The sequence below is a fragment of the Reyranella sp. genome, from assembly GCF_965228225.1.
Taxonomy (GTDB): domain Bacteria; phylum Pseudomonadota; class Alphaproteobacteria; order Reyranellales; family Reyranellaceae; genus Reyranella.
Window position 1 is genome coordinate 862342 of the sequence record NZ_OZ245801.1, and the last position, 19322, is coordinate 881663.

Here is a 19322-nt window from a genome sequence, read left to right on the forward strand (position 1 = left end):
TGTGAGCAGGGTGCAGCGGGGCAAATGAACAGCGGCGAGATCTTCGGCTACATCGCGTCCGTCCTGGTCTTCGCCACCTTCTACATGCGCACCATGCTGCCGCTGCGCATCGTGGCGGTCGCCAGCAACCTCGCCTTCATCACCTACGCCGCCATCGACGGGCTGACGCCCATCCTGATCCTGCATTCGGCGCTGCTGCCGCTGAACCTGCTGCGGCTCATGCAGATCCGCGAGCTGGGCGCGCAGGTCGAGCGCGCCTCCAGCCACGAATTCTCGGCGGCGGCGATCCTGCCGTTCATGAGGAAGCGGGTGGTGCGGGCCAACGAGGTGCTGTTCTCGTCGGGCGACCTCGCCGAGGAGCTGTTCTACGTGCTGGAGGGCGAGGTCTTCCTGCCCGAGGTCCAGCAGACGGTCGGGCCCGGCGCCTTCTTCGGCGAAATCGCGCTGTTCTCGGCCTCGGGCCGGCGCACCGCGACCGCCATCGCGCGCACCAACGGCATCGTCATGGCGCTCAGCAAGAAGGCGGTGCTGGCGGCCCTGCTGCAGAGCCCGCAGCTCGGCATCCACCTGTTGCGCATCATCACCGCCCGCATGCTGCAGAACGCCGGCTTGCGCGACGAGCCGATGGTGCCGGTCGAGGATTCTCGCGCGACTGCGTCCGTAGCCGGGCCGGGCGCGGCGCGCCGCCCGCTGGCGCAGCGCTTCGGGCGCAAGAGCCGGATCGCCCTGGTGGTCGGGCTCGGCCTCATCCCCATCTGCGTGGCGGTGTTCCAGCCGCTCTACATCATGCTCGATCGCGATGCCGCGGTGACCTCGTGGCTCAGCCTCGCCACGGCGCCGATCGGCGGCACGCTCGAAGGCTTCGACACGCGCATCGGCCAGCAGGTCGGCGCGCGCGGCGACGTCACCACCATCGTCAATCGCAGCGTCGACCGCAGCGGCGTGATCCGCGCCGAGGGCAACGAGCGCCGCGCCGAGGCCCGGCTGGTGCAGCTCCGGCTCTACCAGGAGAGGGTGACCCTGCTCGCCCGGGAATGGTCGGAGCGCCGCGCGCGCTATGCCGAGGGCTTTCGGCGCGACCTCGACATCGACATCCAGGACCTCGACAAGCGGCTCGCGCTCCTGAAGGAGCGGGTGGCGCTGGCCGAGGCCTCGGCGCAGCGCCGGCGCTCGCTGCGCGCGACCGGCACCGGGTCGCAGGCCGACGAGGACGTCGCCACCTCCGTCCATCGCGAGCTGCAGGTGGTGATGACCCAGATGGAGAATGCGCTGGCCCGCGTGCGCGAACGCCGCCGGCTGGCGGGCGAGGGCGTCTACCTGCAGGCCGACGCCAAGGAGCCGGAATGGTCGTGGCGCAGCCTCGACGAGATCAACCTCGAGGCCGCCCGCGCCAACCGCGCGCTGTCGGACGCGCAGGAGGAACTCAATACCGCGCGCGCCATCCTGGTCGACGAGCGCCGCAACCTCGAGGCGCTGTCGACCGCGAGCATCCGCATTCCGCCGTTCATGACCCTGTGGTCGGCGCCGGTGAGCGACGGCGCCACCGTGCGGCAGGGCGAGAAGCTGTTCTCGTGGATCGACTGCAAGGTGCTGCTGGTCGACGTGCCGGTGACCGAGACGCTGGCGGCGCTGCTGCAGGAAGGCATGCCGGCCACCGTGCTGCTGGAGGGCGATTCGCGCAGCCATGCCGGGACGGTCGTGCTGACCCGCGGCGCCTCCTCGCGCATCGGCGGCGACGATCTCGCGAGCCTCAGCCGCGGCCACAAGAGCTGGAGCGCCCAGGCCCTCGTCGAGATCAAGGACACGACCGGTCTTCCCGAATGCCCGCTCGGCCGCCGCGCCTTCGTGGGCTTCCCCGAAATCCGCCTCGTCCAGTACCTGCGCGCCTATCTGCCGGGGTGGTAGGGGCGGCAGCCTTTCCGAGCGCGACAGAATCACCAACACCGCGTTTGGTGCCCATCCTTCGAGACGCACGCCTTCGGCATGGTTCTCAGGATGAGGTCGTACGGGAAGTCGCGCCCTCAACCTGTGTCGTTGCCGCCGCCGCCGGCGCCCATCGCACGCGGGCCTCGTTCAGCACGTCGGCGACGCGCTGGGGCGGGAGTTCCCAGAAGCTGCCGAACTCGGCATTTCCGGTGAGGAAGCGCCGCCAGGCCGGCGTCGGCGGGCCCTCGTGCCTGAACTCTCCGACGACGACGGTGGACCGCCGCGGTCGGGACAACACGCGGAAGCGGGCGAAGGCACTCCACGGATACGCGAACGTCCGGAACGTCTGGCGCCAGATCAGGCCGTGCGGGTCGAGAATGAGCGTCGCGGGGCGAACCGCCATCGCACCGAACGTCACGATGCCAAGTCCCAGAAAGCCCAGGAAGATGAGATGCCAGGGGGTGTACACGCGCACGGGGATCAGCAGGACGAGACCGCCCACGACCGTCAGACCGAGGCACAGTAAAGACAGTTTCAGCCGGTCCTGCCGCAGCACGATCGGCGGATCGTCGAGCGACCCTTCGACCGCCGGAATCCATCTGGGAAGCCCGAGCTCTTCCTTGGTTCGCAGTCTGGCATGCCGTGTCATGTGTCCCGCGGATCATGCGAAGGCGGTAGGCCTTTAGCAATGGCGGCCGCTGGCCTCGCTAGCGCTGGCGCAGGGAGGCGACGGCGCCGTAGCCCGCGAGCGCGCAGAGGCCGGACAGGAGGACGAAGAACAGGGCGAAGGGATCGCGCTGGCCGAAGCCCATCCAGAGGGCGGCACCCGCGAAGGCCAGGGTGAGGACGAGCGCGCTCCACCCGATCGCGCGCGCCCCGAAGCGAAGTTTCTGGATGCGCTCGGCGGGCTTCGGCTTGTCGTCTGGATTTTCGCGCGGCGCTTCCTTGGGCGGCTCGCCCGCGCCGGGAGGGTCGCCGATCGGGATCTCCTTGCCGGGCGGGCGATGCTTGGGATCGTCGATGGGCGGATCGTCGATGGGCGGATCGTCGATGGGCGGATCGGGGGCCGTGCGGGAGTCTGACATCGTCCGTAACGCAGCCGGGTGCCGGGGGCTGCATCGGCGGCCGCGACCTGTGGCCGCCAGGACACGCTCCCCTCGAATGGGACGTCGAGGGCCGGCGCGGCCGGAACGGTCCGGGCCCGCGCGCCGTTCGACGATTTCGAACAATGAACGGGAAACGGGACACCGACATGGACGACAGCTCTCGCCAACTCCTCCTCGCGACCTTCGCCTATCTCGTTTTCATGGGCGGTCTGATCGGCACCCTGGGCGCCGCCTTCGGGAGCTGATCCGTCGGCGCCGCGTGCGTGCCGGCCCGCGGATAGATCCCCTCCATTTTTCTGCATTTCTTGTGCATGTTGAGTAGCCGTGCGATAGCTCGCCCGCCGGTCGATTCGCGTTTACGGCGAAATCGATCTCTGGACTCAACTGGACGGGGCTGCGCAATGGGTGACGGGTCGGTACGTCTGGTTCCGCCGGCAGCGTCTGCTGCCGCGAAGCTGTCGACGCTTGTGGTTCTGGGCATTGCGCTGGCCGCTTCGCCGCCTTTGGCGCAAAGCGCCATGACGCCGGGGGCCGGGGCCATGGCGCCCCAGCCGCGCGTCGCTCCCGCGCCGCAGGCTCCCGTCGCGGCGCCTCAGGCGCCCGTCGTGGCACCCCAGGTGCCGCTCGTCGCGCCGGCCCCCTCGGGTGATCGGGTCATCCAGACCACCAATTCCATCCGAACAACCGGCACGCCGACCGGCCCCGCAGCGCCGACGCCCAACTATTCAAACACATCGGGCATCGACGTCGTTGTAACCAAGAAGCCGCATGGCGGGTCAATCAATATCATCGATAACACCAACATCACGGGGAACCGGCAGCTCACCTTGAAGCAGCTGGAGCCCGGCAATTACGACGTCGCGCTGCCCAACATTCCCGGCGGCGGCACCGTGAGCATGACGACGTTCGTCAACGGCACGCTGGCTTCGCGCAGCGATTTTCCGGCCGGAAGCTCGGTCGGCACCTTTGCGGTCAGCAGCGCCAAGGATACCGTCATCCTCAAATTCGAAACCAACCTGGGCGCGACTCCGGTCAACGGCGTAGGCGGGACGGGCGGCGGAAGGTTCCAGACGAACCTGGGGGCGAGTCCAACCAACGGCGTGGGCGGGACCGGCGGCGGAAGATAGCGCCGGGCATGAAAACCGACCCGCCGGGCCGCTTGCTCCCCTTGCTCGCGGCCGCCATCGGCCTGCTGGGGCAGCCGTCGTTTGCCCAGGGCCCGATGGGACCCGGCGGTGGCGCGATGGCGCCGCAGCCGCGCCTGGCACCGCCGCCGCCGCCACCGCCGCCTCCCGTGATGGCGCCGGTGGCGCCGATCCCACCGCCGGTCGCGCCGCGCACCTCGTCGACCGTCGGCAGCAGCGGCACGGCCGACACCGAGCTGCCCAAGGCGGCGGACCGCGCGCCCGCGACGACGGGCGCCACGGGGGCAACGGGGGCAACGGGTGGCCGCACGGCGCCGGTCGCGCCCGTCGCCGCGCCCGTCAAACCGCCCGTCGCGCCTGCCGTCATTCCCAGCGTGGATCGATCGACCGCGCTGGCCTCGACGGCGCGAGGCCTGGTGCCGGCGCGCGACGTCGCCGTGGTCTCGACCGACGGCGGTGGCCGCAACCGGACCGAGGTCCGGACCAACGACAAGGGCCAGTTCAGCGTCGGCCCGCTCGCGCCCGGCATCCGTGATCTCACCCTTCCGCTCGCGGGCCTGCAGCGCGCGCGGCCCGACGGCGCGAAGCGGCGGCTGCCCAGCGTGACGGTCAGTCTGGTCCTTCCCGCCGCCCCGGGCGCCGGCCCGCGCGGCAACCTGGTCGTGCACACTTATTCGGGGCTCGATCCGGCCAAGGACGTGCGCGCTCGCATCTCCATTCCACGCGACGGCGGCGGCGCGATCGTGGACTGGGGCGACGGCACGCCGCCGGTCGACGCGGTGCGCGACGGCTGGCCGGTCAATGTCGGGGGTGGGCGCGGGCCGGTCGATACGGTCGGCACGGTCTCCTTCGTGCGCAAGTTCGAGAAGATGGGGTTCATCCAGATGGATCCCTGCATTCCGTGGTGGCAGTGCGCGCCGCCGCCCGATCCCGATCCGCCACCGTTGGACGATCCGTGGACCGAGGTCCTGCCCGAGACCGACCCGCCGCCGCCCGACGACCCGATCATCGAGATCGTCGACATCTACGACCCGCCGCGCGAGGACCCGCCCCAGGTCGATCCGCCCCAGATCGGCGACAAGGGGACCTTCGACATCGGTTCGCTACGGCCGGGCGTGCGCGAGCTCCGGCTGGGCCTGCCGATCGGCGATCCGCCGAGGCCGCCGGTCAAGGTGGCGCTGCTGCTGCCGCTCGAACCGCGCGCCACCGTCGAGGCGATCAACGCCGGCGGACGGCCGCCGCGGGTCGGCGAGCAGGACCGGCTGCACCTCGTCGAACACATCTACGCGCCCGACACATCGGCCCAGACGCTGCGCGTGCGCATCACCATGGCGAAGGACGGACGCGGCGCGCTGGTCGACTGGGGCGATAGCACGCCGATCACCGACGTCAGGCGCGACGGCAAGCCGATCGCCGCCGCCAGCGTCGACCGCGAAGCCGTCGGCCGCATTCTCTTTCTCGGCGCCAAGAAGAAACAACCTTAGGAACTCGATCGATGAAATCAGCTCTGTTTGCCGTCTCCGCCGCCGCGTCGAGTATCGTCCTGGCGGGCCCCGTCCTCGCACAGGCCGGTGGACCGGTGGTCGCCGCCCCGGCCTCGCCGTCGGTGACGGCGCAATCGACCGCCGTCAGCAGCGGCATCCAGAGCCAGAGCAACAACACCGCCTATGTCGTGCTGCCTGGGATCAGCGCGGTGATCCAGCAGACGTTGCTGGGGCCGAAGCTGGTGGCCTCGCGCTCGACGACTGAACTGGGGCCGGTGCACAGCGGCAGGGCCGCCGGCGACGATCCGATGGGCTGGCAGGTGTGGGCGCAGACCGGCGGCGGGCAGGCCACCAACAGCCTGGCGACCGCCGGCTACTCGATCGGCACCTATGGCGCGCAGCTCGGCGTGCAGAAGCAGATCACGCCGGAATTCCTGCTGGGCGTCAGCGGTTCGTGGCAAGGCTCGAACGGCACGCTGAGCGGCGGTTTCGCGTCGACCAACTCGACCTTCGGCGTCACGGTCTATGCCGGCTACCAGCTCGACGAGCACTGGAACGTCTCGGCGATGGCCGGCTACAGTAGCGGCACCAACACCATGGCCAATTCGGGCTTCACCTACAACGCCAACTACGCCAGCAGCCAGTGGAACTTCCAGGGCGGGCTCAACGGCTACTACAAGGTCGGCGCCGTGGTGCTGGCGCCGATGGTTTCGATCCTCTATTCGCCGATCAACAGCTACGGCTACACCGACAGCAATCTGGTCGTGGTGCCAGGCCAGACCACGTCGCTGACCCGCGGCTCGGCCGGCGGCTTCATCAGCCTGCCGCTCGACAAGTGGCAGCCCTATATCCGCGCCACCATCGAGCAGGATTTCAACGCCCCGACCGGCAGCGGCGCCAACGGCTATACCGGCGGCACGATCGGCGCCGGCGCCACGGTCCCGCTCAACGACTCGATCTGGGCCTCGATCGACGGCGGCTACAACTCGATCGGGCGCTACGCCCTGTCGTCATGGTCGGGCAGCGTGCGCCTCGCCCTGCGCTTCTAGTTCCGGGTTTCACCCTTCGATCTTCGAGGAGTCAGAAATGAACCGACGGGTTGCGAGTGCGGCCGGAGCGATGCTCCTGATCGGCGTGGGGATCTTGACCTCGCCGGCATTTTCACAGGGTCCGATGGCCCCGCGGATGGACGTGGCGCCGCCGCCGCGCGTCGCCCCGCCGCCACCGCCGCCGGTGTTCGTTCCTCCGGTCGTCCCGACTCCGCCGCCGATGCCCGTGGCTCCCGTGATGGCGCCGCCGCCTCCGGCACCCAAGGCACCGACGGCCTCCGCGCCTGCAACCCCGACGCCGGCCACGCCCGCGCCGGTCGCGACCCCGGCTCCCCCGCCCGCAACCGCGTCGCCGCAGGCGCCGCGCGCGACGGCCAGCGCGTCGCCGCCCTACGCGGACTCGCAGGTCAAGGCTTTGCGCGGAGTGGGAGTCGGCGTGCGCGGCCCCGGCGGTACGCGCCAGGTGACCAGCGACTCCAACGGCGTCGTGTCACTCGGCAAGCTGGGACCGGGCCGCCACGAGTTGACGGTCAATCCCAAGAGTCTCGGCCCCGGCGCCCAGCCGGTCGCTCTCGTCGGCCTGTTGCTGCCGGCCGTCCAGAAGCTGCGTGACGGCGAGCCCCGCTACCGGACGTTCGTCCTCAAGCCGGTCAACGACCAGACGCCGCTGAGCATCAGGCTGCAATACGATCAAGGTGACGGGGTCTCGACCGTCGATTTGGCCAACGGCATGGGCATCTTTGCCAGTTACTCGGTTGGCGACTTAGTTGCCCGTCTGAGTGGGGCTGACATCAAGCTGTTCGAGGATCTCGCCAAACGCAACACGTCCGGCGAGACCCGGCTCGTCTTCGTCACACCGGTCCCCGGCAGCACTGCCGCCGCCCTGGCCGACGCCAACACCGCGATGGGGGAAGTGAGCACCACGCGGCTGGGCACCTCGGGAAATCCGACCGGCCCCGACAAGCCGATACCGAACAATCAGACCAATCCGATCCCGGGCATCGACATCGTGGTGAAGAAGAAGCCGGCTGGGAGCGCCCTCACGCAATCCACCGGCGGCGACGGCACGTCGACGTTGGGCGTGCTGACGCCCGGAACCCATTCGGTGACGCTCGACACGAAGAAGCTGCTGGACGTCCGCCTGCCCGGCGGGTCCGGCAGCGAGCCGGCGCAACCCGCCGGCATCCTGATCGCCCTGCTGCTGCCCGCCGTGCAGAAACTCGGGGAAGCGCCGCAGCCGACGACGGTCGAGCACTCCTTCCCACGGTCGTTCCTCGCCAATGCGCGAGAGCTGCTGATCGACATCATCGTGCCCGAAGGCGGCGGCAGCCCCAAGGTCGACTGGGGCGACGGCAGCCCGCAGACCGACGTCGGCCGCGACGGCGTTCCGGCGCCCTCGGCAGTGCGCGTCTCCGCCGACGTCTCGACGATACGGGTACAGGCACTGTCGATTCCGCAAACCGGGCCGGGCGGCCCCGGCACGCCGACGGCGCAGGAAGCGCCTATCAGCACGAGCCGCAGCAACAAGAAGCACGCGAAGCTTTCAAACGTCGGCGTGACGGCAAGGGGGCCGGGCGGTGTGATACAGGCGCGGAGCGACGGCGAAGGCTGGACGCGGTTCGGCAAGCTGCCGATCGGCAACACGGTCCTCGAGTTCAACGGCGCAGACCTCGCGTCGGCGCTGACGGTGACAGGCACGTCGACGACGACACTGACGGCGAGCAATACGGGGATCGTCATCGGGGTCATCGCCACGATCAAGACCGACGGCACGCCCGTCGTCTTTACCGGATCGGTGCCGGCCAATGACGTGAAGACGCTCAAGGCCAACCTGCGGGTCGGCCGCGACGGCAATCTCATGGACGTCGACTGGGGCAACGGTCCGCAATTGCCGCAGCCTCTGCCCAGGACGGGAGCGGCGACGCTGACCGTGCCCGGCCCCAACGGCCCGATCCCGCTCGATCCGGCTCTCGTGACCGCTCTTCAGGTGAATGCCGGCAAGAGTGCGCCCGGCATGGTCGACGCCAACACCGCGATGGGGGAAGTGAGCACCACGCGGCTGGGCACGTCGGGAAATCCGACCGGCCCCGACAAGCCGATACCGAACAATCAGAACAATCCGATCCCGGGCATCGACGTGGTGGTGCAGAAGAAGCCGGCCGGTAACGCCCTCACGCAAACCACCGGCGGCGACGGCACGTCGACGTTGGGCGTGCTGACGCCCGGTACCCATTCGGTGACGCTGGATCCGCGGAAGCTGCTGGACGTCCGCCTGCCCAGTGCGTCGGGCAGCGAACCGGCGCAACCCGCCGGGGTTCTGATCGCCCTGCTGATTCCGGCTGTGCAGAAACTCGGGCAAGCGCCGCAGCCGACGACGGTCGAACATTCCATTCCCCGGTCGGTCCTGGCCAATGCCACCAACCTGCAGATTCAAATCATCGTTCCCGAGGGCGGCGGCAGCCCCAAGGTCGACTGGGGCGACGGCAGCCCGCAGACCGACGTCGGCCGCGACGGCGTTCCGGCGCCCTCGGCAGTGCGCGTCTCCGCCGACGTCTCGACGATACGGGTACAGGCTCTGTCGCTTCCGAACACCGGGCCGGGTGGCCCTGGCACGCCGACGGCCAATGAGGCGCCGATCAACACGAGCCGGTCCAACATCAAGCGGCCCTCCGTGATGCTGCCGAACGTCGGCGTGACGGCGAGCGGTCCGGGCGGCGTGACGCAGGCGCGCAGCGACGGCGAAGGCTGGACGCGGTTCGGCAAGCTGCCGATCGGCAACACGATCATCGAGTTCAGCGGTGCGGACCTAGGATCGGCGCTCAAGACGTCGGGAGCGCCGACCGCGCCGACACCGCAGCAAAACAACATCGAACTGCTGATCGTCATCACCATCATCGCGATCAAGACCGACGGCACGCCCATCGTCTTCACCGGATCGGTGCCGGCCAGCGCCGTGAAGACGGTCAAGGCCGATCTGCGCGTTGGTCGCGATGGCAATGCCATGACGGTGGATTTTGGCAACGGCCCGCAATTGCCGCAGATCCTGCCCAGAACGGGACCCGCAACGCTCACCGTGCCGGGATCCAAGGGCCCCTACACGCTCGAGCCGCTTCTCGTGAGTTCTCTTCAGGCAAATGCCGGCAAGAGTGCGCCCGGCATGGTCGACGCGAACTCGGCGCTCCAAGAAGTGAGCACGACGCGGTAGTAGCGGGGGCATGGCCGCCGCGCGCGCCGTGCGTCGTCGCGTCGCGAGGATCGCGGCGACACTGTTCGCTCTCCTGGTGTCGGCCTGTGGCCAGGGCGGACCGGGTCGCGATGCGACCGCCGCCGGGATTGCGCGGGTGGCGGGCCTCGACGCAGACCCGTCGACCGGCGCGGTCCGCGACCTGCAGCTCTATCGCCGTGATGACGGAAAGCCCGGCCCGCTGTTCGTCTACATCGAGGGCGATGGCTTGGCCTATCTCGACGCGCGTACGCCGTCATCGGATCCGACGCCGGCCGATCCGATGGCGTTGCGGCTCGCCGCCGCCGACCCCGGCCCTGCGGTTCTCTATGTGGGGCGACCCTGCCAGTTCGCGCCCGGCCGCACCGACCCCCGTTGCACGTTGCGCGACTGGACGACCGGCCGGTTCGCCGCGCAGCTCGTCGCCGCGCTCGATGAAGCCGTAAGCCGCGAGCGCGCCAAGGCGCCGGCGCGAGAGCTGGTGCTGGTCGGCTATTCCGGTGGCGGTGTCATGGCCGCCCTCGTGGCCGCGCGGCGCAGCGACGTGGCGCTTGTGATCACCGTCGCCGCGCCGCTCGACGTGGCCGACTGGACGCGCCGCCTGGGCCTGTCGCCGCTCGCCGGATCGGCGTTTCCACTGAATCAGGCGGAGCGTCTCTCGCAGGTCCGCCTGGTCGCCTTCGCCGGACAGAAGGACGAGACGGTGCCGGTCGCGTCGATCGCGTCGGCCGTCGCGACGTTGGGGCCATCGGCGACGCTGGTCGTCGTACCGGCCTTCGATCATCGCTGTTGCTGGGTGCGCGACTGGCCGCGGCTGCGTAGGCTCGCGCTCGGCGAATGATCGCAGGGGGCACAATCATGGCTATCGATCGATCTCTCGATCTTCAGGCGCGGCGCGGGGCCGTGAGCCTCTCCACGATGCTCGCCTCCGGGCTCGCGGCGGTGCTCGTCGGGGCCGCGACGCCGGCCCTGTCGCAGGCTGCGATGGGCTCCGGCGCCGCGCCCACCGTGCCGCAATCGCGCGTCGCGCCTGCGCCGTCCGTACCCGTCACCGCGCCGCAGATGCCGACCGTGACGCAAGGTACCGTTACCCCGCCGGCGCCGGCCGCGCTGAAGAACAAGGCTTTCTTCGAGAAAGAAGAGATGAAGCCCGAAGGCTTGACGAAGGGCGCAACCGCTGTCGTCATAGCGGCCGCCAAGCTCCTGTCGCCGCCCGACGGGGCCCTCGCGGGCGGCCCGGATTCGAAAGCTCCGATTGCCTTTCGCTGGACTCCGCTCGTTCCGAGACCCCAGGAGCCGCCCACCTACCGGCTGAAGGTCTGGCAGCTCATGCAGGGCCAGAACGCGAGCCAGGCGATGCAGGAACGCCAGCCCGTCGCTACCGTCGACGTCGGCGATCTCACCACCGCCTCGATCCCGTCTCCCGGGTGCACTGTGAAAGCCTGCTCGTTCGTCTGGACCGTTCAAGCCCTCAACCGCGAGGGCAAGCCCGTCGGGCAAAACAATGGAACCAGCGATCCGTCCTTTTTCAGGGTCGCAGGCCGGGAAGCGCGTTGAGCCTTTCTACGGGAAAGCGCACGGCGGCTGACAGGGGGGCGGTGCAACGATAAGCCTTGTCGCTGCGAAGCCGCTCGCGGCGCTTGCCAGCGTCATCATTCGCGCGCCCTATGGAGCCGGTAGTCCAACCCCGGAGGGGCGCATGGCCCTGCAGGACTTCATCCGCCGGAAGAACATCGAGAACCTGACGAAGCAGCTGGCGAGCGGCCGGCTCGACGCGGCGCAGCGCGCCTATGCCGCGAAGCAACTGGCCGAGGAACTCGCCAACGAGAGGGCCGACGAGCTCACGAGCGCGCGGGCGCCCGTGCCCGACAACGCTCCCTGCTGAACGAGCCCCGATCTCGGATCGGCATCAGCCGCGCCGACGGTCGATCTCGGCGCGGGCGTAGCGGCGCGCCATCTCCTCGGCCACTGCCGAGGGCACGCAGACCTTGTTCACGGGATTGAGCACCGTGCCCAGCGACTTGGCGATCACCAGGGCGACGGGGATGCCGACGATCGAGAAGCACAGCGCGAAGACCTGGAGCGCGTTCAGGATGACGAACACCACGCCGAACGGCAGGTAGACCAGCATCACCAGGGTCGAGTAGGCGCGCCACAGCGGGTTCTGCGGCATGTCGAGGTCCGACTTGCTCACCATCTCGTTGCCGAACGGCGCGAGCAGGAACTTGCCGAACTCCATCAGCCCGAGCCCAAGCGGCGCGGTCACGACCAGCAGGGTGAGCAGCAGGCCGAGCAGCCAGTAGAAGGCCGCGGTGAGGAAGCCCAGGAACGGGATGTGCCAGAGTATGTTGCCCAAGGTCCTCAACGTCGCTCTCCTCCTGCCGCTGCCCGCGGCGCGGAGTCACCATGCGCCGTCCGCCGGGCTCGTGGCAATCGCTGCCCGGCCGCGGATGCTGCCACGCGCAGCTCGCGTCGACGAGACGGGTCGCGCCAGTGAATGCGACTATGGGCCGGACGTCGGGCGGTGGTGCGAGCCATGCACCTCTTCCGCCAGGATCCTTCTCATCATCGAAGCGAGATCGCGCCGACGATAGGGCTTGGCCAGCAGGTGGGACGTCGAGGTGATGTTGCCCTTGTTCACCAGCGCGTCGCCCAGGTAGCCCGACGTGAACACTATTCTCAGGTCGCGCTGGATCAGCCGCGCCTGCTCGGCCAGTTCTCCGCCGTCCATGCCGGGCATGATGACGTCGGTGAAGAGTACGTCGATGGTGCGGTCGCACGACAGCAAGTCGAGCGCCTCGTCACCGCTCGCCGCGGCCACGACCTCGAAGCCCAGATCTTCGAGTTGAAGCTTAGCCGTTACCCGCACGGTGTCGTCGTCGTCGACCAGCAGGATTTTGCCCGCCTTTCGCCTCTCGAACACCGCGGGCGGTGCCGCGGCGGCTCTGGCGGCCTCGAGCGACTGCATCATCAGACCGAAGGCCACGAGATTCTGTTTCGAATCGTGCAGCGGGATCACGACTTCACGCAACGCGAGCTCGGTGCCGTTGCTGTGCATGCGTTCACAGATTTCCTCGTGCCGGCCGTTGCGTCGCGCAATCTCGAGGGACGGGGGCGCGCCGGCCGGGTCGAGGGTCTCGGGCGGAACGATCCGCGAAAAAGGCAGGCCCACCGCATCGGCTTCTTCGTAGCCCAGGAGCCCCCGGGCGCCGTCGTTCCAGCTCAGCACCTTGCCATCGATGTCGAGGACGACCAGCGCGCAATCCGGCAGGCGGTCGACCAGGAGTTGTTTCAGGTGGGCATGAGACTGGGTATCCAATTCGTCGCTCCAACAGGTTGAGAAGGGCCGGGGCGTTTACGGCCCCTGCGCTTCTTCTACGGATGGCGGGCGACGGTGGTTTGCAGGCGCGGCGGTGTTTCACCCGGTTGTGACCGGCAGGTGATCCCTTGCTGACGCACTCGTGACGAGGGCGCAGGATGGTGCCCGAGGATCACAGGCTGGCCCGGACCTGCAGGTCTCGCGATGGGGCGACCTCCGGCGGCTTGCGGATGAAGCCGAGATAGTGGGCCTCTTCGCGCCCCATCCACCTCATCTGCGTCGGGCCGGTCAGGTGCAGGAACACCATGATCGAACCATAGGGCGTTCCGCGGGCCGTCGCGTTCTGAGCGATCAACTCGTTGCAGGCCACCGATCGGCTGCGGTCGCCGGCGGTGTGGCAGGCATGCAGGCCGAGCCGGCCGTCACCCTCGATGGTGCGGTGTCCGCCGGACAGGAACAGGACCTGCGCGCAGGCCGAGGCGCAGGTCGCGCCCGGCTGAACGACCGTGGCGACCTTTTCGCGGTCCATGACGTCGACCATGGCGAAGGCCTCGACGATCGCCCCGCCGGGACTGTCGAGCGCCATGATCTTGAAGCCTGCAGGGTCGCGATCGGCCGTCCGCAGCGCCACCCTCAGCCGCTCGGCATCGCCATTGGCCACCGGTCCTTCGGCCCGCACGATCCGCAGCCCGTCGGCCCGCGTCACCGTCGAGAAGGTCATGGCCTCCGCGCGCGGCACGACCACGGCACCCAGCAGCGAGACGGTGAGCCAGGCTGCGAGCAGGAGGTCAGAGCCACGCATGGCCGGCCCCGGCGTAATCGCGGGACGGCGTAACGGGCGCATGCGGCCAGGAACTTTCCTCCAGCTCGGGCACGTCTTGGGCGAGGACCCGGCTCATCACGCGGGCGAGGTCGCGCCGGCGGTAGGGCTTCACCAGCACGTCGGTGCCGGGGGCGAGATTGCCCTTCTCCCGCAATGCGTGCGGGAAGTAACCCGAGGCGAAGACCAGCTTGAGGTCCGGTCGCATCGCCTGCGCCTTTTCGGCGAGTTCGCGGCCGCCCATGCCGGGCATGATCACGTCGGCGAAGAGCAGGTCGATGCTTTCGTCGCGGGAGAGGATGTCGAGTGCCTCGGCGCCGCTCGCGGCCTCGAACACCTCGTAGCCGAGATCGTCCAGCATGTTCGACGTGACGGCGCGAACGATGTCCTCGTCATCGACGACCAGCACTCGCGCTTTCCGGCGGGACGGGTGCGGCGTCGCATGTGCCGCCCTCGTGCTGCTGCTCGGGCCGTGTGCGGCGAGCGACTGCATCATGAGGCCGAAGGCCACCAGATTATGTTGCGGGTCGCGCAGCGGGATGACGATCTCGCGCAGTTCGAGACCGGTGCCGTCGCTGCGCGTGCGCTGGCAGATCTCCTCGTGGCGGCCATGCCGCCGGGCCTTGGCCAGGGCCGGCGGCGCGCCGGCCGGGTCGAGGGCCTCAGGCGGGACGATGCGGGCAAAGGGCTGGCCGACGGCGTCGGCCTCCTCGTAGCCCAGCAGTCCTTTCGCGCCTTCGTTCCAGCTCAACACCTTCCCCTCGGTGTCGAGGAGGACGAGCCCGCAATCGGGCAGGCTGTCCACCATGAGCTGCTTGAGATGATCGAACCCGATACTGAACATGTACCACCCCCCGGGTTGAAGAGCAGAGCTCCTGAAAAGCCCCGCAACCATCGCTACGTCCAAGCGCTACTATCGGTTTCCTCTTGGTGTGTTCCTTCACCGAATAGTGACCATCTCGTGACGGGCGCGCAACCATCGCTCGAAAAATTTCATCGCGATGAAGCCGGTCGGCGGCGCGTGCGTTGCGCGGCGATGAAAACCAATGACAACAACGACGGTACGACCATGCGCGAGGAGATGCGCGAGCGAATCATCGGCGGCGCCGGCTTCTTTGCGGCGCTCGACCAGAGCGGCGGCTCGACGCCCAAGGCGTTGGCGCAGTACGGCATTGCCGCGGATGCTTTTGCGAATGAGACGCAGATGTTCGCGCTGATGCACGAGATGCGGGTACGAATCATGACCGCGCCGTCGTTTACCGGCGAGCGCGTGGTGGGCGCCATCCTCTTCGAGCGCACGATGCACGGTGAGGTGGACGGCGTGCCGGTGCCTTCATTCCTGTGGCGCCGCGGCGTCGTTCCCTTCCTCAAGGTCGACGAGGGGCTGCAGCCGGAAAAGGACGGCGTCAGCCTGATGAAGGAGATGTCCGGTCTTGGGCCGCGGCTTGCGGAGGCGGCGCGGCTCGGCGTCTTCGGCACCAAGATGCGCTCGACGATCCGGCAGGCGTCGCGCAACGGCATCGCGGCGGCGGTCGACCAGCAGTTCGAGATCGCGGCGCGGATCTCGCGCCACGGGCTGATGCCGATCGTCGAACCCGAGGTGCTGATCGACAGTCCCGACAAGGAGGCCGCGGAGCGGATGTTGCGCGCGGAACTGCGGCGCCGTCTCGACGATCTTCCAGGAGACGAGCAGGTCATCCTCAAACTGACCCTGCCCACCGATCCAGGCCTGTACGTCGATCTGCTGGAGCACCGGGGCGTCGCGCGCCTGCTCGCTTTGTCGGGCGGCTATTCGCGCGACGAGGCCTGCCGCCGTCTCGCCGCGACGCCGGGCATGATCGCGAGCTTCTCGCGCGCCCTGACCGAGGGGCTGAAGGTCACGATGAGCGATCCCGAATTCGACGCCGCCCTTGAGCGTTCGATCGCGGCGATCCACAAAGCGTCGGTCAAGACGTGATGGGCGAGGGCAACCGAGAATGGCGGCAGTCAGGGCGAGGGCGAAGGCGCGAGCGGTTGGTCGGGGATCGTCCGGCGGCAAGCCGGTGCCATGGGACCGGCTCATGCGCTGGCATCCCGGCTGCCATCTCGTGACCGGCGAGCACGAACCCGACCGGGTCGAACGGCCCAAGCTGCTGGCGCGTCTCGTCGTGGCGCTGCGGATGAAGGGGGACTGGGCGATCCGCGTCGGACGCGACCGCGGCCGCCTGCTGGTGCAGGCCGCCTTCGAGGAGGAGAACGACGCGCTGCGCCTCACCGAAGTGCTGGGCGCAAAGCCGGTCCGCCGCTACCTGGGCTGGGCCTCCCAGCAGGAATTCGAGTTTTCGCCGGCGGTCGCGGAGCGCGTGCGCAAGGCGCTCATGCTGACCTAGCGATGCTTCCCTCGAGCAGCGCCGCCTGCTCGTCGAGTTCCCGCGCATAATCGAGCAGCCGGTCGCGATCCTCGATCGTCGACATCTCCCAGGCCAGCCTGCGCGCCTTGCCGGCGCGCTCGCGTGCACCCGACGCGGTGAGGAGGGGGCGTGCGACGAGGCGGCTGAGCGCGGGCGCGGGCTCGACCGGCGCCTCGCCCTGCGGGCCGAGCCAGTTGCGCGCCGCGTCGATCGACTCGAACAGCTGCGCCGTACGGTCGGCGGCCGGCATCTGCATGAACAGACGGGCGCCGTCGATGCCGCGCGGCGTCGTCGCGACGATCGCCACCGGCCCGCGCGGTCCGCGGCTGCCCATCGCGCGCACATGACCCTTCAACAATCCGACATGGTGGTCGGCGAGGTCGAGCCAGGCCTTGCGTCCGTCGAAGATCTTGGCGTAGCCCAGGGTCTGGTCGAAGACGAGCCGCGCGAAATAGCCGGTGATGTCGGGAAGCTGCAGCGCGCCCTGCGCCCGGGCGATGACCAGTCGCCGGTCGTGATCGATTTCGAGGTCGATGTGCATGCGAGAGGGCGGATCCGACGGTGCGATCGAATATCGCCGCAGACTATTCCATCGGTTCGCCCGCCGGACAATCTCTCGCGGGCGAGGCGTTTCGCAAACCTACTGCGGCGTGAGCCGGACCGCCTTGAGGTAGCGGGTGTTGTAGTAGTCGGCGTCGAGCGAGGTCACCATGACCGGTGAGCCGCGATGGGTGGCGTGCACGAACTGGCCGTTGCCGCTGTAGATGCCGACATGGGTGATGGTGCCGCGATAGCCGAACATCACGAGGTCGCCCTTCTGCAGGTCGCCGCGTGCCACCGGCGCGGCCTCGCGGACCATGTCGTGCGGCATGCGAGGGATCTGCTGGCCGAAGACCGCGCCGTAGAGATAGTAGACGAAGCCGCTGCAGTCGAAGCCGGTCTTGGGCGAGGTGCCGCCGTAGCGATAGGGCGTGCCGAGATAGTTCATCGCGCGCGATACAAGCCGGTCGCCCCATTCGCCGTTGCCCGGGCTGGTGGCGGCCGCGGCTGCGGCGGGGCCGGTCGAGAAAGCGGCCGGGGTTACCGTCGCGGCGGCAGCGCCGGCGGCAGTGGCGGGCGCCGCGGAATTGAAGCCGGCGAAAGCGCCGTTCTGCTGCTGCCACTTGGCGTTCAACTCGTCCGCCATCCGGTCGCTCGGATCGGTCGGGGCCGCCTTCACGGTCTTGGCGGCGGGCTTGAGCTTGGACTTGGCCGGGACCTTTGCCTGGGCCATCGCGGGCGAAACGACGGCGGTCGTTCCGAAGAGAGCCACGGTGGCCAGCACCGCCATCGACCAGGCGGTGGCCCGGGAGAGGAGACGGATGCGGGACGGGAGCGGGTGACCGGCTTTCAACGCCATTATCTTTTCTCCGTGTGGAACCAAAGGTGGCGGCCTGCGGCCTCAGGGATAATGGCCGACGGAAGGCGGTCCGTCCAACAAATGTTGTAATTTTGCCACAGTAAAAATCAGCGGTTAATGCATTGAATTATAACGATTATCCGCCATTCCGCGCGGCCTGTGAATGGTTTGGTGGCGTGCGGAAAGCCCATATCGGGGGCCGCATTGCCGGTGCACGGGAATCTTGCAACCGCCGTGATTCCGACGTGCCGCGCCTCATGTCGCGTGCAACATTCCCAACAGTCCGGCCGATGGGGGCGGGCTGTCAGGGGGAAGCGATCATGCGCAAGCAAGTGGGTCTCATCGTGCTGGGAATGGCCGCGTTCGACCTGGGGACCGTGGTCGTGCCGGCACAGGCGGCGGACACGAGCGTCGACTTCTTCCTGAAGATCGATGGCATCTCCAACGCGTTCAATTACCAGAAATTCGACAATGCCGACGCCGCCGCCGCCAGGGGCTGCGTCGCCGGCAAGGGCACGCTGGTCGAGTTCAAGGGCGACAAGTATTGCCGCACCGACAAGGCGGCCGCCGCCACGCGCGGACCCGCCACCACGCTGCCGTCGACCGCGACACCCGCGCCGGCCACCGCGGCGCCCGCCACCCCGCGGAAGTGAGCGAAGCCACGCTGCAGCTCCTGGCCGGCGATCCGGCGCGCGAGGCCCTGGTCGTCGGCCGCGTCGTGCTGGTACTGGGCGACGAGCCGGTTACGCTCGAACTGGGGGTGCCGGCGGGCGCGGTCGGCTTCCAGGAGCTCCTGCCGATCCTGCACGGGCTCGCCGATCTCGTGGTCGAACGCGGCGTCGCGGCGGCCGAGGCGGCGGGGCGCACCGTCTCCTGCCGCGCCGGCTGCGGCGCCTGCTGCCGGCAGCTCGTCCCGGTCTCCCAGGCCGAGGCCCGCGCGCTCGCGGCCCTCGTCGCCGCCCTGCCGGAACCGCGGCGCGGCGAGATCCGCCGGCGCTTCGACGATGCGCTGCAGACGCTGCATGCCGGCGGAGTCATTGCCGAGATCGACGCCGCGCGCGACGTGACGGGTGAGGCCGCGCCCGATCTCGGCCTGCGCTATTTCGAGCGCGGCGTGGCCTGCCCGTTCCTCGAGGATGAGGCCTGCTCGATCCATTCCGACCGGCCGCTGGTCTGCCGGCAATATCTCGTCACCTCGCCCGCCGCCCGCTGCGCCGCGCCGTCGCCCGAGACCATCGACATGGTGGCGCTGCCCGCGCGCCCGTCGCGGGCGCTGCTGCTGGCCGACGCCGAGGAGACGGGCGCGACCTGGATGCCCCTGGTCTACGCCCTGGCCTATGCCGACGAGGTGCCGCCGCCCGCGTCCACACGCGCCGCAGCCGACATGCTGCGCGACGTGTTTTCGAGACTGCAGACGTAGAGGCGGGCGAATCCCGGATCGTGAGATGGTGCGGTCGTCGC

20 protein-coding genes are annotated in these 19322 nt (G+C 69.1%); 12 read left to right on the top strand and 8 right to left on the bottom strand.

The features are described from left to right. The first annotated feature begins 24 nt into the window (after positions 1–24). Complete coding sequence (locus ACO07K_RS04140) at positions 25–1905, top strand: cyclic nucleotide-binding domain-containing protein (RefSeq protein ID WP_422034627.1); 1881 nt, start codon at positions 25–27, stop codon at positions 1903–1905. Between the two features lie 85 nt (positions 1906–1990). On the opposite strand, the gene ACO07K_RS04145 is transcribed toward ACO07K_RS04140, so the two are convergent. Together ACO07K_RS04145 and ACO07K_RS04150 are read right to left on the bottom strand one after the other, a co-directional pair. Beyond that, positions 1991–2575 (bottom strand): hypothetical protein, encoded by a 585-nt coding sequence (locus tag ACO07K_RS04145; RefSeq protein WP_422034629.1) that lies wholly within the window; start codon positions 2573–2575, stop codon positions 1991–1993. 58 nt (positions 2576–2633) lie between these two features. Then, positions 2634–3011 carry a hypothetical protein gene (locus tag ACO07K_RS04150; protein ID WP_422034630.1) on the bottom strand — a complete coding sequence of 126 codons (378 nt, stop codon included), beginning with the start codon at positions 3009–3011 and terminating at the stop codon, positions 2634–2636. Between the two features lie 422 nt (positions 3012–3433). Between ACO07K_RS04150 and ACO07K_RS04155 the strand changes: the two genes are divergently transcribed. The 7 genes from ACO07K_RS04155 to ACO07K_RS04185 all read left to right on the top strand — a co-directional run bounded on the left by ACO07K_RS04155 (position 3434) and on the right by ACO07K_RS04185 (position 11818). Next, positions 3434–4159 (top strand): hypothetical protein, encoded by a 726-nt coding sequence (locus ACO07K_RS04155; RefSeq protein ID WP_422034632.1) that lies wholly within the window; start codon positions 3434–3436, stop codon positions 4157–4159. 8 nt (positions 4160–4167) lie between these two features. Then, entirely contained in the window at positions 4168–5661 is a 1494-nt protein-coding gene (locus tag ACO07K_RS04160; protein ID WP_422034633.1) for a hypothetical protein, read from the top strand. A gap of 11 nt (positions 5662–5672) precedes the next feature. Beyond that, positions 5673–6710 carry an autotransporter outer membrane beta-barrel domain-containing protein gene (locus ACO07K_RS04165; RefSeq protein ID WP_422034634.1) on the top strand — a complete coding sequence of 346 codons (1038 nt, stop codon included), beginning with the start codon at positions 5673–5675 and terminating at the stop codon, positions 6708–6710. A 37-nt stretch (positions 6711–6747) separates the two neighbouring features. Beyond that, on the top strand, positions 6748–9915 hold the full coding sequence (locus tag ACO07K_RS04170) for a hypothetical protein (protein ID WP_422034635.1): 3168 nt from the start codon (positions 6748–6750) through the stop codon (positions 9913–9915). A gap of 10 nt (positions 9916–9925) precedes the next feature. Continuing rightward, positions 9926–10774 (top strand): alpha/beta hydrolase family protein, encoded by an 849-nt coding sequence (locus tag ACO07K_RS04175; protein ID WP_422034636.1) that lies wholly within the window; start codon positions 9926–9928, stop codon positions 10772–10774. 17 nt (positions 10775–10791) lie between these two features. Next, entirely contained in the window at positions 10792–11490 is a 699-nt protein-coding gene (locus tag ACO07K_RS04180) for a hypothetical protein (protein ID WP_422034637.1), read from the top strand. A gap of 142 nt (positions 11491–11632) precedes the next feature. After that, positions 11633–11818, top strand: coding sequence for a hypothetical protein (locus ACO07K_RS04185; protein ID WP_422034638.1), 186 nt, complete (start codon positions 11633–11635; stop codon positions 11816–11818). Positions 11819–11842: 24 nt separating this feature from the next. On the opposite strand, the gene ACO07K_RS04190 is transcribed toward ACO07K_RS04185, so the two are convergent. From ACO07K_RS04190 to ACO07K_RS04205, 4 genes are all read right to left on the bottom strand, one after another. Continuing rightward, complete coding sequence (locus ACO07K_RS04190; RefSeq protein WP_422034639.1) at positions 11843–12298, bottom strand: YccF domain-containing protein; 456 nt, start codon at positions 12296–12298, stop codon at positions 11843–11845. Between the two features lie 138 nt (positions 12299–12436). Next, entirely contained in the window at positions 12437–13252 is an 816-nt protein-coding gene (locus ACO07K_RS04195) for a response regulator (protein WP_422034640.1), read from the bottom strand. A gap of 172 nt (positions 13253–13424) precedes the next feature. Continuing rightward, positions 13425–14054, bottom strand: coding sequence for a hypothetical protein (locus ACO07K_RS04200; RefSeq protein ID WP_422034642.1), 630 nt, complete (start codon positions 14052–14054; stop codon positions 13425–13427). After that, entirely contained in the window at positions 14041–14916 is an 876-nt protein-coding gene (locus ACO07K_RS04205; RefSeq protein ID WP_422034643.1) for a response regulator, read from the bottom strand. Before ACO07K_RS04205 ends, ACO07K_RS04200 begins: the two co-directional genes overlap by 14 nt. Here ACO07K_RS04205 and ACO07K_RS04210 point away from each other — a divergent pair. Together ACO07K_RS04210 and ACO07K_RS04215 are read left to right on the top strand one after the other, a co-directional pair. Next, a complete protein-coding gene (locus tag ACO07K_RS04210; protein ID WP_422034644.1) occupies positions 14893–16029 on the top strand; it encodes a fructose bisphosphate aldolase in 1137 nt (378 codons plus the stop codon). The genes ACO07K_RS04205 and ACO07K_RS04210 overlap by 24 nt on opposite strands. 103 nt (positions 16030–16132) lie before the next feature. Then, the gene (locus ACO07K_RS04215; RefSeq protein ID WP_422034645.1) at positions 16133–16441 is read left to right on the top strand and encodes a hypothetical protein; all 309 of its coding nucleotides are present in this window, start codon (positions 16133–16135) and stop codon (positions 16439–16441) included. Here the strand turns inward: ACO07K_RS04215 and ACO07K_RS04220 are convergent. Together ACO07K_RS04220 and ACO07K_RS04225 are read right to left on the bottom strand one after the other, a co-directional pair. Then, a complete protein-coding gene (locus ACO07K_RS04220) occupies positions 16428–17003 on the bottom strand; it encodes a hypothetical protein (RefSeq protein ID WP_422034646.1) in 576 nt (191 codons plus the stop codon). The two genes, ACO07K_RS04215 and ACO07K_RS04220, sit on opposite strands and share 14 nt — an antisense overlap. A 99-nt stretch (positions 17004–17102) precedes the next feature. Continuing rightward, the gene (locus ACO07K_RS04225) at positions 17103–17861 is read right to left on the bottom strand and encodes a C40 family peptidase (RefSeq protein WP_422034647.1); all 759 of its coding nucleotides are present in this window, start codon (positions 17859–17861) and stop codon (positions 17103–17105) included. 320 nt (positions 17862–18181) lie between these two features. Between ACO07K_RS04225 and ACO07K_RS04230 the strand changes: the two genes are divergently transcribed. After that, positions 18182–18514, top strand: coding sequence for a hypothetical protein (locus tag ACO07K_RS04230; RefSeq protein WP_422034648.1), 333 nt, complete (start codon positions 18182–18184; stop codon positions 18512–18514). Further along, entirely contained in the window at positions 18511–19281 is a 771-nt protein-coding gene (locus ACO07K_RS04235; RefSeq protein ID WP_422034649.1) for a YkgJ family cysteine cluster protein, read from the top strand. Before ACO07K_RS04230 ends, ACO07K_RS04235 begins: the two co-directional genes overlap by 4 nt. The last annotated feature ends 41 nt before the right edge of the window (positions 19282–19322 follow it).

What these genes read in the sequence shown, in the direction of transcription:
- ACO07K_RS04140 (WP_422034627.1), top strand. Translation starts at nt 25, where the DNA reads ATGAACAGCGGCGAGATCTTCGGCTACATCGCGTCCGTCCTGGTCTTC.
- ACO07K_RS04145 (WP_422034629.1), bottom strand. Translation starts at nt 2,575, where the DNA reads ATGACACGGCATGCCAGACTGCGAACCAAGGAAGAGCTCGGGCTTCCC.
- ACO07K_RS04150 (WP_422034630.1), bottom strand. Translation starts at nt 3,011, where the DNA reads ATGTCAGACTCCCGCACGGCCCCCGATCCGCCCATCGACGATCCGCCC.
- ACO07K_RS04155 (WP_422034632.1), top strand. Translation starts at nt 3,434, where the DNA reads ATGGGTGACGGGTCGGTACGTCTGGTTCCGCCGGCAGCGTCTGCTGCC.
- ACO07K_RS04160 (WP_422034633.1), top strand. Translation starts at nt 4,168, where the DNA reads ATGAAAACCGACCCGCCGGGCCGCTTGCTCCCCTTGCTCGCGGCCGCC.
- ACO07K_RS04165 (WP_422034634.1), top strand. Translation starts at nt 5,673, where the DNA reads ATGAAATCAGCTCTGTTTGCCGTCTCCGCCGCCGCGTCGAGTATCGTC.
- ACO07K_RS04170 (WP_422034635.1), top strand. Translation starts at nt 6,748, where the DNA reads ATGAACCGACGGGTTGCGAGTGCGGCCGGAGCGATGCTCCTGATCGGC.
- ACO07K_RS04175 (WP_422034636.1), top strand. Translation starts at nt 9,926, where the DNA reads ATGGCCGCCGCGCGCGCCGTGCGTCGTCGCGTCGCGAGGATCGCGGCG.
- ACO07K_RS04180 (WP_422034637.1), top strand. Translation starts at nt 10,792, where the DNA reads ATGGCTATCGATCGATCTCTCGATCTTCAGGCGCGGCGCGGGGCCGTG.
- ACO07K_RS04185 (WP_422034638.1), top strand. Translation starts at nt 11,633, where the DNA reads ATGGCCCTGCAGGACTTCATCCGCCGGAAGAACATCGAGAACCTGACG.
- ACO07K_RS04200 (WP_422034642.1), bottom strand. Translation starts at nt 14,054, where the DNA reads ATGCGTGGCTCTGACCTCCTGCTCGCAGCCTGGCTCACCGTCTCGCTG.
- ACO07K_RS04210 (WP_422034644.1), top strand. Translation starts at nt 14,893, where the DNA reads ATGATCGAACCCGATACTGAACATGTACCACCCCCCGGGTTGAAGAGC.
- ACO07K_RS04205 (WP_422034643.1), bottom strand. Translation starts at nt 14,916, where the DNA reads ATGTTCAGTATCGGGTTCGATCATCTCAAGCAGCTCATGGTGGACAGC.
- ACO07K_RS04215 (WP_422034645.1), top strand. Translation starts at nt 16,133, where the DNA reads ATGCGCTGGCATCCCGGCTGCCATCTCGTGACCGGCGAGCACGAACCC.
- ACO07K_RS04220 (WP_422034646.1), bottom strand. Translation starts at nt 17,003, where the DNA reads ATGCACATCGACCTCGAAATCGATCACGACCGGCGACTGGTCATCGCC.
- ACO07K_RS04225 (WP_422034647.1), bottom strand. Translation starts at nt 17,861, where the DNA reads ATGGCGTTGAAAGCCGGTCACCCGCTCCCGTCCCGCATCCGTCTCCTC.
- ACO07K_RS04230 (WP_422034648.1), top strand. Translation starts at nt 18,182, where the DNA reads ATGCGCAAGCAAGTGGGTCTCATCGTGCTGGGAATGGCCGCGTTCGAC.